The organism is Bradyrhizobium sp. (assembly GCF_049581145.1).
In the GTDB taxonomy this organism is placed as follows: Bacteria; Pseudomonadota; Alphaproteobacteria; order Rhizobiales; family Xanthobacteraceae; genus Bradyrhizobium.
The window spans coordinates 1-14,949 of the sequence record NZ_JBAURI010000167.1 but is presented as its reverse complement, the minus strand read 5'-3'; the positions used below and the strand labels follow the sequence as shown (position 1 = coordinate 14,949).

Annotated in this window: 8 protein-coding genes; 2 read left to right on the top strand and 6 right to left on the bottom strand. The window is 64.1% G+C overall.

Annotated elements, in window-relative coordinates; genetic code table 11:
• A partial coding sequence (locus WCB02_RS05555) for a M23 family metallopeptidase (RefSeq protein WP_423956839.1) occupies nt 1–1,203 on the top strand: 1,203 nt, incomplete at its 5' end.
• Nucleotides 1,204–1,207: 4 nt separating this feature from the next.
• Here the strand turns inward: WCB02_RS05555 and WCB02_RS05550 are convergent.
• The 6 genes from WCB02_RS05550 to WCB02_RS05525 all read right to left on the bottom strand — a co-directional run bounded on the left by WCB02_RS05550 (nt 1,208) and on the right by WCB02_RS05525 (nt 11,521).
• Entirely contained in the window at nt 1,208–2,428 is a 1,221-nt protein-coding gene (locus tag WCB02_RS05550; protein WP_423956838.1) for an ABC transporter substrate-binding protein, read from the bottom strand.
• Nucleotides 2,429–2,634: 206 nt separating this feature from the next.
• Complete coding sequence (locus tag WCB02_RS05545) at nt 2,635–3,507, bottom strand: NAD(P)-dependent oxidoreductase (protein ID WP_423956837.1); 873 nt, start codon at nt 3,505–3,507, stop codon at nt 2,635–2,637.
• Nucleotides 3,508–3,510: 3 nt separating this feature from the next.
• Nucleotides 3,511–4,642 (bottom strand): peptide chain release factor 2 gene (gene prfB, locus WCB02_RS05540; protein ID WP_423956836.1). Its coding sequence is split into 2 segments (ribosomal slippage): nt 3,511–4,572 and nt 4,574–4,642, totalling 1,131 coding nucleotides; the frame shifts between segments, so codons are not numbered across the junction.
• 88 nt (nt 4,643–4,730) lie between these two features.
• Nucleotides 4,731–7,223 (bottom strand): penicillin-binding protein 1A, encoded by a 2,493-nt coding sequence (locus WCB02_RS05535; RefSeq protein ID WP_423956835.1) that lies wholly within the window; start codon nt 7,221–7,223, stop codon nt 4,731–4,733.
• 99 nt (nt 7,224–7,322) lie between these two features.
• On the bottom strand, nt 7,323–9,815 hold the full coding sequence (locus tag WCB02_RS05530; RefSeq protein ID WP_423956834.1) for a penicillin-binding protein 1A: 2,493 nt from the start codon (nt 9,813–9,815) through the stop codon (nt 7,323–7,325).
• Nucleotides 9,816–10,078: 263 nt separating this feature from the next.
• On the bottom strand, nt 10,079–11,521 hold the full coding sequence (locus WCB02_RS05525; protein ID WP_423956833.1) for an N-acetylmuramoyl-L-alanine amidase: 1,443 nt from the start codon (nt 11,519–11,521) through the stop codon (nt 10,079–10,081).
• Nucleotides 11,522–12,233: 712 nt separating this feature from the next.
• Here WCB02_RS05525 and WCB02_RS05520 point away from each other — a divergent pair.
• On the top strand, nt 12,234–14,949 hold a 2,716-nt coding region (locus WCB02_RS05520; protein WP_423956832.1), incomplete at its 3' end, for an Rne/Rng family ribonuclease.

Below are 14,949 nucleotides of genomic sequence, written 5' to 3'. Positions count from 1 at the left end.
AAACAGGTCCGGTTCGGGCCGGTGGTGTTCTGGATCCTGGTCGGCACCGTGACACTGCTGGGGATCTGGACGGCGGCGACCGCGACCTATTTCGCCTTCCGTGACGACGTCCTGACCCGGCTGATCGCCCGCCAGGCGGACATGCAATACGCCTACGAGGACCGCATCGCGGACCTGCGCGCCAAGATCGATCGCACGACCAGTCGCCAGTTGCTGGATCAAGAGCAGTTTGGCCAGAAGCTCGACCAGATCATGCACCGGCAGACGGCGCTGGAATCGCGCGCCGCCGCGCTCGGCACGATTCCCGATATCACCGGATCGATCAAACCCTCGCACGGAGCCGTGCCGGATCCCACCGGGTCGACGCCTAAGCCGTCGCCTATCAACGATACCGTCATCTTCGTGGCGCCTCCCGACCGCGAGGCACGCCTGGAATCGCGGGCGCCGATCGCAGCAAACGCCCCGCAGAAGCAATTCGCCGACAACAAGGGCGTCGACAACGTTCTCGTCCGGCTGCAGAACTCGCTCGACAAGGTCGAGAGCCGCCAGTTCGCGGCGCTCAATTCATACGAAGATGGCATGGAATCGAAGGTCCGCCGCATGCGCGGCGTCATTTCCGATCTGGGCCTCGACATGACGCAGCTGGAAGCCGCCGCGCCGCGCGCGCCGATGGGCGGGCCGTTCATTCCGGTGAAATTGCCCGCCGACGCCGGTCAGTTCGAGCGCCAACTCTACCGCGCCAACATGACGCGCGCCCAGGTGGACCGGCTCAACCGGACGCTGGCGCAGGTCCCCTATCGCAAGCCGGTGGTCGGCGAAGTCGAATTCACCTCGGGCTTCGGCGTGCGCACCGATCCGTTCCTTGGCCGGCCGGCGATGCATACCGGTCTCGATTTCCGCGCCCAGATCGGCGATCCCGTGCGCGCCACCGCCAATGGCAAGGTGGTGTCGGCGGGCTGGAGCGGCGGCTACGGCCGCATGGTCGAGATCGACCACGGCAATGGGCTCGCCACCCGCTACGGCCATCTGTCGGAGATCAACGTCAAGGTCGGCGATGTCATCAAGATCGGTCAGGTGATCGGCGAGGTCGGCTCGACGGGCCGCTCGACAGGCCCGCATCTGCACTATGAAACACGGATCGACGGCGAAGCCGTCGATCCGCAGAAATTCCTGCGTGCCGGCGTAAGGCTGAGCGCCGGCTAGACGGTTAGTGACCGACCTCGCCGTTGATGACCGGACCGAACAGCTCCCATGCCTCGCCGTTGAACCGCATCAGCTGCATCTGCTCGATCGGGAAATAATCGTCCGGTGAGGTGTTGACCGTGATCCCCGGCAACAGCATGTCGGAGCTGAAGTCCTTCAAATTGGCGGCCTGCTTCATGACGTTCTCGCGCGTCAGGTTGTCGCCGCACTGCTTCAAGACCTGCACCATCGCCTGGCCCTCGACGTAAGCATAGGCGTTATTGGCATTGGCCTTGTCGCCATCCGGAGAGAACTTGTCCATGAATTCCGCCCACTTCCTGACGCCCGGATCGTCCTTCCATTTCGGGTCGGTCGGATCCTTGATGTAGGCGGTCGAGATGATGTCCTTGGAATATTCCAGGCCGGCCGGCTTCAGCACCGAGGCCACCGTAGTCGCGGTATTGGCGAGAAAGAATTTCGGTTTCCAGCCGAGTTCGCCAACCTTGCGGATCGCCTGGGCCGACCCTTTCGGCGCCGCCCAGGAGAAGAAGATGTCGGCGCCCGAATCGTGCAGCGCGACGATCTGGGAATCGATCGAGGGGTCGCTGACCTCATAGGATTTATCGGCGACGATCATGCCGATCTTGTCGCCGAGGCCGTCCTTCAACCCCTTGTACTGGTCCTTGCCGGCATCGTCGTTCTGCCAGAACACCGCGATCTTGGAGTCCGGGAAATGCTCGAGAATGTATTTGGCGTAGATGCGGCCTTCGCTCTGATAATTGGGCTGAAAGCCCATGGTCCAGGGAAAATTCTTCGGGTCTCCGAACTTGGTGCCGCCCGAGGCGACGAACAGCTGCGGCACCTTCTTGGCGTTCATGTATTTCATGATCGCCGAATTGGACGGCGTTCCCAGCGACTGGAAGATCAGGAGCACCTCGTCGCTCTCGACCAGCTTGCGCGCCTGTTCGATCGCCTTCGGCGGACTGTAGGCGTCGTCATAGGAGATGAAGTTGATCTTGCGGCCGTTGATGCCGCCTTGTGCGTTGATCATGTTGAAGAAGGCGGCTTCCGTCTTGCCGATCACGCCATAGGAGGACGCCGGCCCGCTATAGGGCATGATGTTGCCGATCTTGATTTCGGTATCGCTGGCGCCGGGGTCGTATTTCTTCTGCGCGCGGACCGCGGTGGCGGTCAATGCGGCGACGAGCACCGCCGTGACAAAAAGGCTTGTGAGACGCGCAGGCATCGTGCCCTCCCCGTTCGATTTGATTTTGCAAAAGTGTCGCAAGTCGCACACGCGCTGGCAAGCGCAGCTTTTCATCGGCTTATTCCGCCGAATGAAACGGCGGAGCGGTCCGCTGCCGGAAGCAATGCGGCACGCGTCCGTCGCTCGGAAGCTACGCGCTGCCGATCACTGGGCCACCTTCAGGCTCGGAAGCGGCGATCGCGCGATCATTTCGCCTGGGACACGACCTCGATCATCCTGGCCTCGTCGTCATCGGGGGCGACGGATTTCGCTCGTGCGTAAGCCTCGACCGCCGCGCGGCCCGTCAGCGGCGTCGCCGCCAGCAGACTTTCCGCCAGCCGCACGGCATAAGCGGCGTCCTTGTGGCGCAGCGATGCGGTGAAGGTCGCGCCATCGAAATCCCGTGCCACCATGCGCCTGGAATGCCGGATCACGGCCGGACTCGCGGCAACGCCGCTCTCGACCGCCTCGAGCACGAGCTTCATGTCGAGGCCGGCCCGCTCGGCGATCGCAAGCCCCTCGGCGATCCCCGCGATCTGGATCGCGCCCATCAGATTGTTGATCAGCTTGTAGACAGTGCCGGCACCGACCTCGCCGAAATGCCGGATGGTCGAGCCGATCGGCGCCAGATAAGGCCGCGCACGCTCGAGATCGGCGGCATTGGCGCCGACCAGCAACGTCAGTTTCCCGCCTGCCGCCGCATCCGGCAGGCCGGTGACTGGACAGTCGATAAAGATCAGGCCGCGGGCATGGAGCTCGCGGGACAATTCGCGGCTGTGATCGTAGGAAACCGTCGAGCATTCGATCGCCAGCGTGCCGGACTTCATGGTCGCGACCGCGCCGTCCTTGCCGAGCCACACCGCGCGCGATGCCTCGTCGTCGGCGACCATGGTCACAACGGCATCCGCATCGATCGCAGCGTCCTCGGGCGACGTCGCCCACCGCGCGCCGCGCGCGATCAGATCGTCCGCCTTCGCTCTGCTGCGATTCCAGACGCTGACCTTGAAGCCATTCTCGAGATAACGGCCGGCCATGCCATGTCCCATGCGTCCGAGTCCGATGAACGCAACGCGACTCATGGACTAATCCACGTCCTCGACCGCGCCGGGCGAGGTGCCAAAGGCGCGTTGCGCCAGGGTCGCGGCCATGAACTCGTCGAGGTCGCCGTCGAGCACGCCTGACGTGTCCGAGGTCTGCACGCCGGTGCGCAGGTCCTTCACCATCTGATAGGGTTGCAGCACATAGGAGCGGATCTGGTGGCCCCAGCCGATATCGGTCTTGGCGGCCTGGTCGGCGGCCGCCTGCTCCTCGCGCTTTTTCAATTCAATTTCATAGAGCCGCGCGCGCAGCATGTCCCAGGCCTGCGCCTTGTTCTTGTGCTGGGAACGGCCGGCCTGGCACACCACCGCGACCCCGGTCGGAATGTGGGTGAGCCGGACCGCGGATTCGGTCTTGTTGACGTGCTGGCCACCGGCACCGCCGGAGCGCATGGTGTCGGTCCGCACGTCGGATTCCTTGATGTCGATCTTGATGCTGTCGTCGACCACCGGGAATACCGCGACACTGGAGAACGACGTGTGCCGGCGCGCATTGGAATCGAACGGCGAGATCCGCACCAGCCGGTGCACCCCGCCCTCGGTCTTGAGCCAGCCATAGGCGTTATGGCCGGAGATCTGGATGGTGGCGGATTTGATGCCGGCCTCTTCGCCCTGGGTCTCCTCGAGATATTCGATCTTGAAGCCGTGCTTTTCGGCCCAGCGCGTATACATGCGCAACAGCATCTGCGCCCAATCCTGGCTCTCGGTGCCGCCGGCGCCGGCGTGAACCTCGAGATAGGAATCGAAGCGGTCGGCTTCGCCCGACAGAAGGGCTTCCAGCTCGCGCCGGGCGACTTCCTTCTTCAGGGCTTTCAGCGCGTTTTCGGCCTCGGCGACCACGCCCGTATCGTTCTCGGCTTCGCCGAGCTCGATCATGCCGATGTCGTCCTCGAGTTCACGCTCGACCTTGCCGATGCCGGACAGCGCATCCTCCAGCGAGGTGCGCTCCTGCATCAGCTTCTGGGCCTTCTGGGGGTCGTTCCAGAGATTGGGATCTTCGGTGAGCTTGTTCAGCTCGGCGAGCCGTGCCGTCGATGCCTCGACGTCAAAGATGCCTCCTCAGCAGCCCGACCGACTGCTTGATCTCTTCAACTAGACGTTCGATTTCGGCGCGCATGGGCTCTCTCATCTGCGGCGCGAGCCGCCAGGATCAGAACGGATGTAGCGGCGGGCGGCGCAAAGCGCAATCCATCTCATCGCGGTCCCTAATATAGCCCGCCGGTTCCGGGGCGCAGGATGGTCCGGTCGGCATCCGGTGTGACGGCCGCCGAGCGGCCGTCGGAATCGGCCACGCCCATCAGCGCGTAATTGTCCGACGGTGCCGTTCCCGGCTTGAAGTATTCCCGGATGGTGTTGCCGCTGTCGCCCGGACCCGCGCGCATTCCCGTCTTGGCGTCGACCTCGACGATCTTGATACCAACGGGGATGCGGAACGGCGTGGCGGGCTTGTCGGCAAGCGCGAGCTTCATGAAGTCGCGGGCGATCGGCGCGGCGGTGTGGCCTGCTTGCGCCTCTCGGCCCAGACTGCGCGGCTTGTCGTAGCCGACATAGAGGCCGACCACGAGATCGGGGGAGAAGCCGACGAACCAGAGGTCTTTTGCGTCATTGGTGGTGCCGGTCTTGCCGGCGATCGGCTTGCCGACCTCGCGCATGACCGTTGCGGTGCCGCCCTGCACCACGCCCTCCAGCATGGACGTGATCTGATAGGCTGTCAGGGTATCGAGCACCTGCTCGCGGTGATCGACAAGCTGAGGCTCGGGCTGATTTTTCCAGCCCTCGGGGGCGTCGCAGCCGCGGCACTCGCGCGCGTCGTGTCTGAAGATGGTGTGGCCGTAACGATCCTGGATACGATCGATCAAGGTCGCCTTCACGCGCCGTCCGCCATTGGCGAAGATCGAATAGGCCGTCACCATCCGCATCACGGTGGTCTCGCCGGCGCCGAGCGCATAGGATGGAGGCGGGAGCGGCTCGTCGTCATAGATGCCGAAGCGCCTGGCGTATTCTCCGATCAGGGGCATGCCGATATCCTGCGACAGCCGCACGGTCACCGTGTTCAATGAATGCTTCAGGGCGTTACGGAGCGTGGTCGGGCCGTAATATTTACCGACTGAAAAGTTTTCCGGCTGCCAGACGCCGCCGCCCGGCCCCTGGTCGATCTCGACCGGCCCATCGAGCAGCACGCTCGCCGGCGTATAGCCGTTGTCGATCGCGGAGGCATAAACGATCGGTTTGATGGTCGATCCCGGCTGCCGATAGGCCTGGGTCGCGCGGTTGAACTGGCTCTGGTCGAACGAGAAGCCGCCGACCATGGCCAGCACGCGGCCGGTCCACGGATCCATCACCACCATGGCGCCGGAAATTTCCGGCAACTGCCGCAGCCGATACTGGCCTTCCACTGCCACGCCGTCCTTCGAGATCAGCGGGTCGACATAGATCACGTCGCCCGGACTGAGAACGCGCGACACCTGGGTTGGCATCTTGCCCTTCACCGGGCCGGCCGCCCTCGCCCATCTGACGCCGTCCAGCGTGATGATGCCGGTCTGCCGGTCCTTGCTGAGAGCGCCGCCCAGGTCGCGGCCGGGCTGAAAGCCGATGCGCGCCGACTGGTCGCTGGTCTCCAGCACCACCGCCATCCGCCATGGCGAAATATCCGACAGCGATTTGATGTCGGCGAGTTTCACGCCCCAATCGCCGGAGATGTCGAGCTTGCTGATCGGACCGCGGTAGCCCTGCTCTTCGTCATACCTGACGAGGCCGGCCACCATGGTCCTGCGTGCTTCCATCTGGATTTTCGGGTCGAGCGTGGTGCGCACCGACAGGCCGCCCTCATAGAGCTTCTTCTCGCCATAGCGCTCGAAGACGTCGCGCCGTACTTCCTCGGCGAAATACTCGCCGGCGAACATATGCGCGCTGGTGGCCCGGTTGGTGACGGTCAACGGATCCTTGCGCGCCTCGTCGGCCTCGGCCTGCTTGATCCAGCCATTCTCCAACAGACGGTCGATCACGTAATTGCGGCGCTCGACGGCGCGGTCGTGGTTCTTCACCGGATTCAGCGTTCCCGGCGCCTTCGGCAGCGCCGCCAGAAAGGCCGCCTCGGCGACCGTCAATTCGGTAACGGGCTTATCGAAATAGACCAGCGACGCCGCGGCGATGCCATAGGCTCCGAAGCCGAGATAGATCTCGTTGAGATAAAGCTCGAGGATCTTGTCCTTGGAGTAGGCCCGTTCGATCCGCATCGCCAGCAAGGCTTCCTTGATCTTGCGGGTGAACGAAACCTCGTTGGTGAAGAAGAAGTTCTTCGCCACCTGCTGGGTGATCGTGGAGGCGCCCTGCGGGCGACGGTTGGATCCGTAGTTCTCGACATAAAGCAAGGCCGCGCGCAGCATGCCGGATGGGTCGACACCGCCGTGCTCGTAGAAATTCTTGTCCTCCGCGGCCAGGAAGGCGTTGGTGACCAGTTTCGGAACGGCCTGGATCGGCAGATACAGCCGGCGTTCCCTGGCATATTCGGCGAGCAGCGATCCGTCGGCGGCGTGAATGCGGGTCATCACGGGCGGCTCGTAAACCTGCAGCTGGGAATAGTCCGGCAAATCCTTGGTGAAATGCCAGATCAGCGCCGCAACCGCGGCGACACCCGCAAGAGACAAAACAGTTCCCGCGGCGAACAGAAAACCCAGGAATCGCACTAGCACGCGCATGATCGAATATCCGTTTTGAGCTTGGTGTGGGTGGCGAATCGGGCCCTGTCCGGCATGATTGCAGATGCCCGGCGGGTCCGACGTCCTGATGATGCTTGGCTAGTAGAGCCCGCCCGTCCCCGGGCGCATGATATTGCCGGCGTCGGGCGCGGCCGTCATGGAGCGGCTGTCGGCATCGGCGACGCCGATCACCGAGTAGTTATCCGGCGGCGCGGTGCCCGGTTTGAAGGCCTCCAGGATGACGTTGCCGGAATCGCCCGGGCCTGCGCGCAGGCCGGTCTTGGAGTCGACGCGGATCAGCTTGATGCCGGCCGGGATCTTGAACGGAGTCGGTGGCTTGTCGGCAAGCGCAAGCTTGAGGAAGTCGCGAGCGATCGGCGCGGCGATATGACCGCCGGTCGCCGCATTGCCCCTGCCCAGCGGGCGGGGCTTGTCGTAGCCGACATAGATGCCGACCACGAGGTCGGGCGAGAAGCCGACGAACCAGGCATCCTTGGCCTCGTTGGTGGTGCCGGTCTTGCCCGCAATCGGCTTGCCGACTTCCCTCACCACGGTGGCCGTGCCGCGTTGCACCACGCCCTCCAGCATCGAGGTGATCTGATAGGCCGTCATCGTATCGAGCACCTGTTCGCGGCGGTCGACGAGCTGCGGCTCGGGCTGGTTCTTCCAGCCCTCCGGCGCGTCGCAGCCGCGGCATTCGCGCGCGTCATGCCTGAAGATGGTGTGGCCGTAACGGTCCTGGATGCGGTCGATAAAGGTCGGCTTCACGCGGCGTCCGCCATTGGCGATCATCGAATAGGCCGTGACCATTCGCATCACGGTCGTCTCGCCGGCGCCGAGCGCATAGGACAGATAGTTCGGCAATTCGTCATAGACGCCGAAGCGCTTGGCGTATTCGGAGATCAAGGGCATGCCGATGTCCTGCGCGAGCCGCACGGTCACCGTATTCAAGGAAAGCCTGAGCGCGTTTCTCAGCGTGGTCGGCCCTTGATACTTGCCGTTCGAAAAATTCTCCGGGCGCCAGACGCCGCCGCCTTGCCCCTGGTCAATCTCGATCGGCGCGTCGACTACCACCGTCGACGGCGTGTAGCCATTGTCGAGCGCGGCCGAGTACACGATCGGCTTGAACGAGGAGCCAGGCTGCCGATAGGCCTGGGTCGCGCGGTTGAACTGGCTCTGGTCGAACGAGAAGCCGCCGACCATGGCCAGCACGCGACCGGTCCATGGATCCATCGCCACCATCGCGCCGGACACTTCCGGCAGCTGCTCCAGGCGGTACTGGCCTTCGACCGGATTGCCGTCCCTGAACAGCGGGTCGACATAGATCACGTCGCCGGGCGCCAGCACCTGCGACACCGTCGTCGGCGTCCTGCCGCGGGCCGGACCCGAGGCGGCCTTGGCCCATTTGACGCCATCGAGCGAGACGAGCCCGGTTTCGCGATCCTTGTTGACCGCGCCACCCAGTTCGCGGCCGGGCTGGAATCCGACGCGGGCGGACTGGTCGTTGGTTTCGAGCACCACCGCCATCCGCCATGGCGAAATGTCCGACAGCGACTTGATGTCGGCCAGTTTGACGCCCCAGTCGCCGGAGATATCGAGCTTGCTGATCGGACCGCGGTAGCCCTGCTCCTCGTCATACCTGACGAGGCCGGCCACCATGGTCTTGCGGGCTTCCAGCTGGATCTTGGGGTCGAGCGTGGTACGCACCGACAGCCCGCCCTCGTAGAGCTTCTTTTCGCCGTAGCGCTCGAAGATGTCGCGCCGGACCTCCTCGGCGAAATATTCGCCGGCGAAGATGTGCGCGCCATTGGTGCGGTTGGTGACGATCAACGGGTCCTTGCGCGCCTGGTCGGCATCGGCCTGCTTGATCCAGCCATTCTCCAGCAGACGATCGATCACATAGTTGCGGCGCTCGATCGCGCGATCATGGTTCTTGACCGGATGCAGGCCGGCCGGCGCCTTCGGCAGCGCCGCCAGATAGGCGGCCTCGGCGACCGTCAGCTCATTGACCGATTTGTCGAAATAGACCAGCGAGGCGGCGGCGATGCCATAGGCGCCAAGGCCGAGATAGATCTCGTTGAGATAGAGCTCCAGGATCTTGTCCTTGGAATAGGCGCGCTCGATCCGCATCGCCAGCAAGGCTTCCTTGATCTTGCGGGTGAACGACACTTCGTTGTTCAGGAGGAAGTTCTTCGCGACCTGCTGGGTGATGGTGGAAGCACCCTGCGGGCGGCGGTTCGAGCCGTAATTCTCCGCATACAGCAATGCGGCGCGCAGCATGCCGGACGGATCGATGCCGCCATGCTCGTAGAAGTTCTTGTCTTCGGCCGCGAGGAACGCGTTGATCACGAGTTTCGGAACCGCCTGGATCGGCAGATACAGCCGCCGTTCCCTGGCATATTCGCCCAGCAGCGCTCCGTCGGCGGCGTGAATGCGCGTCATCACCGGCGGCTCATAGTCCTGGAGCTGAGAATAGTCCGGCAAATCCTTGGAGAAATGCCAGATCAGTCCCGCAGCCGCCGCGACGCCAACCAGGAACAGGACGGTCCCCGCGGCAAACAGGAAACCCAAAAACCGCACCACCAAGCGCATCAGCTATGATCCGTTCCAACGCTGCGCCGCAGCTTCAGGCGCCTTTCTTCAATTGGCAAATTTCACGGACTTACAATATTTTCAATACTTTAGAACTGCCGCGATCGCGATCGATTTGCCTCGCGCCGCGCTTGATTTGTCCCGTTTTATAGGGCCTTGGCTGTGGCCAAACTAGGGCTTTGCGGCCGCTTTGTCGGTTCCCTTGGCTTCACCTTTTCGGTCCGCTCAGTCTGCGCTGTTCGATTGCCGGATCAGTTTCCTCATCAGTTGGCTGGCGCGGCCGTCGCCAGCCGCTTGGCCAGGAAGATGTCGATCGCGCGCGCCATCGAGCCGACGGCGCGGGTCCGCCAGCTGTCCGACACCATGTTGTCGAGATCCTGCTTGTTCGAGACATAGCCGAGCTCAACCAGCACCGATGGCACGTCGGCGGCCTTCAGGACCCGAAAGCCCGCCGACTTCAGCGGACGCTTGTGCAGCTTCACTGCGGTCTTCATCTCACCCATCAAAATCCGGGCAAACCGGTTTGAAAACGTGCGCGTTTCGCGCTGGGCGAGGTCGATCAGGATGTCGGCGACGTCGACGGGCGCCTCCGTCAGATTGACGCCGCCAATCGCGTCAGCGCGGTTTTCGTTCTCGGCCAGCCGTTCGGCCTCGGCGTCGGACGCCCTGTCGGACAGCGTGTAGATCGTGGCTCCCTCCGCCTCGCCCTCGCCCTTCGGCAAGGCATCGGCATGGATCGAAATGAACAGGGCCGCGCCCTGGCCGTGCGCGACCTGCACGCGGTCGGCGAGCGGGATGAAGGTATCGTCGGTGCGGGTCATGACGACATGATATTTGCCGCTCTTCTCCAGCCGATCGCGCAACGCCTGGGCAAACGCCAGCACAATGTCTTTTTCGATGATCTCGCCGCCCGACTGCGTCCCGTTATCGACGCCGCCATGGCCGGGATCGATCACGACCACCGGCCGTGTATCCGCAGGCGCCGGCTTGGCCACGGGCGCAGTTTCCGGCGTCGAGATGGAGGGCGCGGCGATGGAGGGCGCGGCGACTATTGCCCGGGTCGAAATCACTGGAGCTGAACCAACGGGCGCTGAGGACACGACCGGCGTGGCGTCTGCCACTGGCGGCGTGGGCCTTGGCTCGGGCTCAGGTTCGGCCTTCGATTCGGTGCTTGTTTCGGTCCCTATTCCGGTCCTGGACTCGGACTGGGTTTGCGTTCCCAGCGATTGGGCGAAGGTCGCGCCGTCGACCGCCTCCAGCTCCAGCACCAATCGAGTCGGCTGCCCGTTTGCCGAATCGAGCACGTAGGAATTGGCGATTCGCGCCGGTCCGGCCAGATCGAACACGATTCGCGATCCTCCCGGCATCACCATCCCGTAGCGGAACGCCTTGATCAGGCCACGGCCAGACATACCGGTCCCCTCCGGCAGGTGGAAACTGACCTGGGGGATGTCGACCACTACGCGATACGGATCGGCGAGCGTAAAGGCGCGGAATTGAATGGCCTTGTCGAGATCGAGGACGAAACGGGTCTGCTTGCCGTCGCCGGCCAATCGGGCGTCGGTGACGATGGGAATACGCGTTGCCGCAGCAGGCGCGCCGACGGACTCGGTGGCGCGCGCCGGCGCGATGTGGACGCACCCCCATGCCGCAGCGCACAATAGTGCAGCTCCCATCAAAGCCGGATGATTTGCGTACCTCGCCAATGAATTCAGTGCCTCCGAGGGGGGCCCTTTTACCGCATTAGAACCCCAAGGTTAATGGTCATTTAATGGGCTTTTGGTGGATAAGCGGCGGTACAGGGGGCAGCCGACGGCTTCCCTTGCGTCGGCCGGACAATCCACGTATGTAAAAAGCTGCTGACGGCTAATACTCCCGGTTGTGTCGCATTCAGCCTCCCGTGCCGCGCGGGAACCTTCGAATTCAGGAAGATTCCCGCGTTTTCCATACCCCCCTGTCGCCAGCGCAGCGCGCGGCCGCCTAGAGGGGACGGTTTCGAGCCCGAGCGGCGTCCTGTCCCAGGCCACTCTTGATAGTATCCGGGGACGGCCTTGAAAGGCGGCACAGCCTGATATCCGGACCCCGTCGGGGCCCGGATTCGGTGTTAGGCGAGCGCTTCGGCGCCACACCTTGGCCTTCAGCGACCAAAAAGGGCGGCACCTGCCGCCATCGTGTTCCAGACGGGCCGACGCCTGATGCGCCAGATTGATTTGCCGACCAAACCCTGCGGAAGATCCGCGTCGAAGCGGAGCGCCAGCTCCGGACGACGCTTTCTTGCGCCGGGTTCGCGTTCGGCGCGGCGCCTCTGGTTGCGTTTCGGCCTTCCCCTCACCCCCGAATCAGGTGGACCGTCGCGTCACCCGGCGGCGCGATGCGCGCTCTCGGCCAAACGCGTCCGTCGCCTCCAAGAGCTTAAAAATGCCAAACAAAATGTTGATCGACGCTACCCATCCGGAAGAGACCCGGGTTGTCGTGGTCCGCGGCAATCGCGTCGAGGAATTTGACTTCGAGACCGCCCAGCGCAAGCAACTGCGCGGCAACATCTACCTCGCCAAGGTCACGCGGGTCGAGCCATCGCTTCAGGCGGCGTTCGTCGAATATGGCGGCAACCGCCACGGCTTCCTGGCCTTCAGCGAAATCCATCCCGACTACTACCAGATCCCGGTCGCCGACCGTCAGGCCCTGATCGAGGCCGACGAGCGAGCCCATCGTGAGGCCGAAGAGGAGAGCGAAAACCGGTCCAACCGCAAGCGTTCGCGGCATCGCAGTTCGCGCCGTCGCGGCAATGGCGAGCGCGTGCAGAGCCCGGTCATCGAGCACGCCGACCCCGAGCAGGCCAAGGCGACTCAGCCGTCGACCGGCGAGGACGGCCACCACGCGCCCGAGGGCATTGAGCATCTGCACGCCGAAAGCGGCGAGGTCCTCGATCACCACGCCGAGGCCGAGCATCACGACGCCGGTCATGACCACGAGGATCATGATCATGCGCACGACGATGCCCACCATCATGACGACCATGCTGAGCATGACGATCACGACGACCATGAGGACGAGGCGCACGCGCACCTGCCGGGCGCAATCCCGGTCACCGACGCGCATCCTGATCTGGAATCTGCCAGCGCGATCGATTTCCTGACCATCGGCGTTCCGATGACGGGCCAAACCGATGCCGCGGATGCGCATGACCCCGACGCTCATGATCAGGAGCATGCGGGGGAAGCTGCCGCGCATGACGACGAGGCAACTCACGCCGCCCACGACCATGACGCCGAGCTCCATGATTCCGAGCACCACGCTTCCGAGCGTCATGAATCCGAGCCCCATGAATTCGAGATCGATGATTCCGGGACCAGTCATTCGGAATCCAGCGGCGCGGGGCACGAGGCGGCCCGTTCCGAGGATGCCGCGGTCGGGCGCGGCGACGAAGGCCATGACGACGACGAAGATGACGACGAAGACGCCGAGGAAGAAGTCGTCGAGTCCGTCGGCGGCGACGACGTGCTGGAAGAGGTGCCGGAGCGCCCGTTCCGGCCGCGTCGCCAGTACAAGATTCAGGAGGTCATCAAGCGTCGGCAGGTGATGCTGGTGCAGGTCGTCAAGGAGGAGCGCGGCAACAAGGGTGCGGCGCTGACGACCTATCTGTCGCTCGCCGGCCGCTACGCCGTCCTGATGCCGAACACCGCGCGCGGCGGCGGCATCAGCCGCAAGATCACCTCGGCCCAGGACCGCTCCCGGCTCAAGGAAGTGGTGCAGGATCTCGATGTGCCCGAAGGCATGGGCATCATCCTGCGCACCGCGGGCGCCTCCCGCACCAAGCCGGAGATCAAGCGCGACTTCGAGTACCTGATCCGGATGTGGGAAACGGTGCGCGACCTGACGCTGAAGTCGCAGGCGCCGACCCTGGTCTATGAGGAAGGCTCGCTGATCAAGCGCTCGCTACGCGATCTCTACAACAAGGAGATCGACGAGATCCTGGTCGCCGGCGAAGCCGGCTACCGCGAAGCCCACGACTTCATGAAGATGCTGATGCCCTCCAACGTGCGGGTGGTGAAACAGTATCGCGACGGCCAGCCGCTGTTCTCGCGGATGGGGGTGGAAAGCCAGCTCGATGCGATGTTCTCGCCGACGGTGCAGTTGCGTTCGGGCGGCTATATCGTGATCAACCAGACAGAGGCACTGGTCTCGATCGACGTCAATTCGGGCCGTGCCACCCGCGAACATCACATCGAGGACACCGCGCTCAAGACCAATATGGAGGCCGCCGAGGAAGTCGCGCGCCAGCTGCGCCTGCGCGATCTCGCAGGCCTGATCGTCATCGACTTCATCGATATGGACGAGAAGCGCAACAACCGCTCGGTGGAGCGCAAGCTGTCCGATTGCCTGAGGCAGGACCGCGCCCGCATCCAGGTCGGCCGGATCTCGCATTTTGGCCTGCTCGAAATGTCGCGCCAGCGCATCCGCGCCAGCGTGCTGGAGAGCTCGACCGAGCCCTGCTCGCAATGCGGCGGCACCGGGCACGTCCGCTCGGTGTCGTCGGTGGCGCTGCAGTTGCTGCGGGGTCTCGAGGAGATCCTGATGAAGGGCGCGACCCATAATCTCGTGGTACGCACCCGCACCGACGTCGCGCTGTATGTGCTCAATCACAAGCGCGGCCATCTGCGCGATCTTGAAAGCAGCTTCAAGGTCACGCTTTCGGTGATCGCCGACCCGACCGTCAGCGGTCAACAATCCTACATCATCGATCGCGGCGAGCAGGTGCATACGCTGGAAGCGGCGAAGGCGCTGCTGGCGGCCCAAGCGGCGGCCTCGCCGCCGCAGGTCGAGGAAGCCTTCGACGACGAAGAGCCGTTCGATATCGAACTCGAAGCCGAAGTGGAAACCGAGGAGACCGAAGGGCTCGCCGATGAGCTCGCCTCCGGCGAGGCGAGCGAGGGCGAAGGCGAACAGCCGCGCCGCAAGCGCCGCCGCCGCCGGCGCGGTCGCGCCAATGGCGAAACGCGGGAAGGCGGACCAGCCCGCGAGGATCAGGACGTCGCAGCCGTCGAAGCCGTCCCGACCGCGGCCACGACGGTTGAGGATGGCGAAGCCGAGGAGGACGACTCCGAGGAGCAGCCCGCTGCCGCCGACCAGGCCG

Coding starts and splice junctions, on each gene's coding strand:
- WCB02_RS05550 (WP_423956838.1), bottom strand. CDS start 2,428: ATGCCTGCGCGTCTCACAAGCCTTTTTGTCACGGCGGTGCTCGTCGCC.
- WCB02_RS05545 (WP_423956837.1), bottom strand. CDS start 3,507: ATGAGTCGCGTTGCGTTCATCGGACTCGGACGCATGGGACATGGCATG.
- WCB02_RS05535 (WP_423956835.1), bottom strand. CDS start 7,223: ATGCGCGTGCTAGTGCGATTCCTGGGTTTTCTGTTCGCCGCGGGAACT.
- WCB02_RS05530 (WP_423956834.1), bottom strand. CDS start 9,815: ATGCGCTTGGTGGTGCGGTTTTTGGGTTTCCTGTTTGCCGCGGGGACC.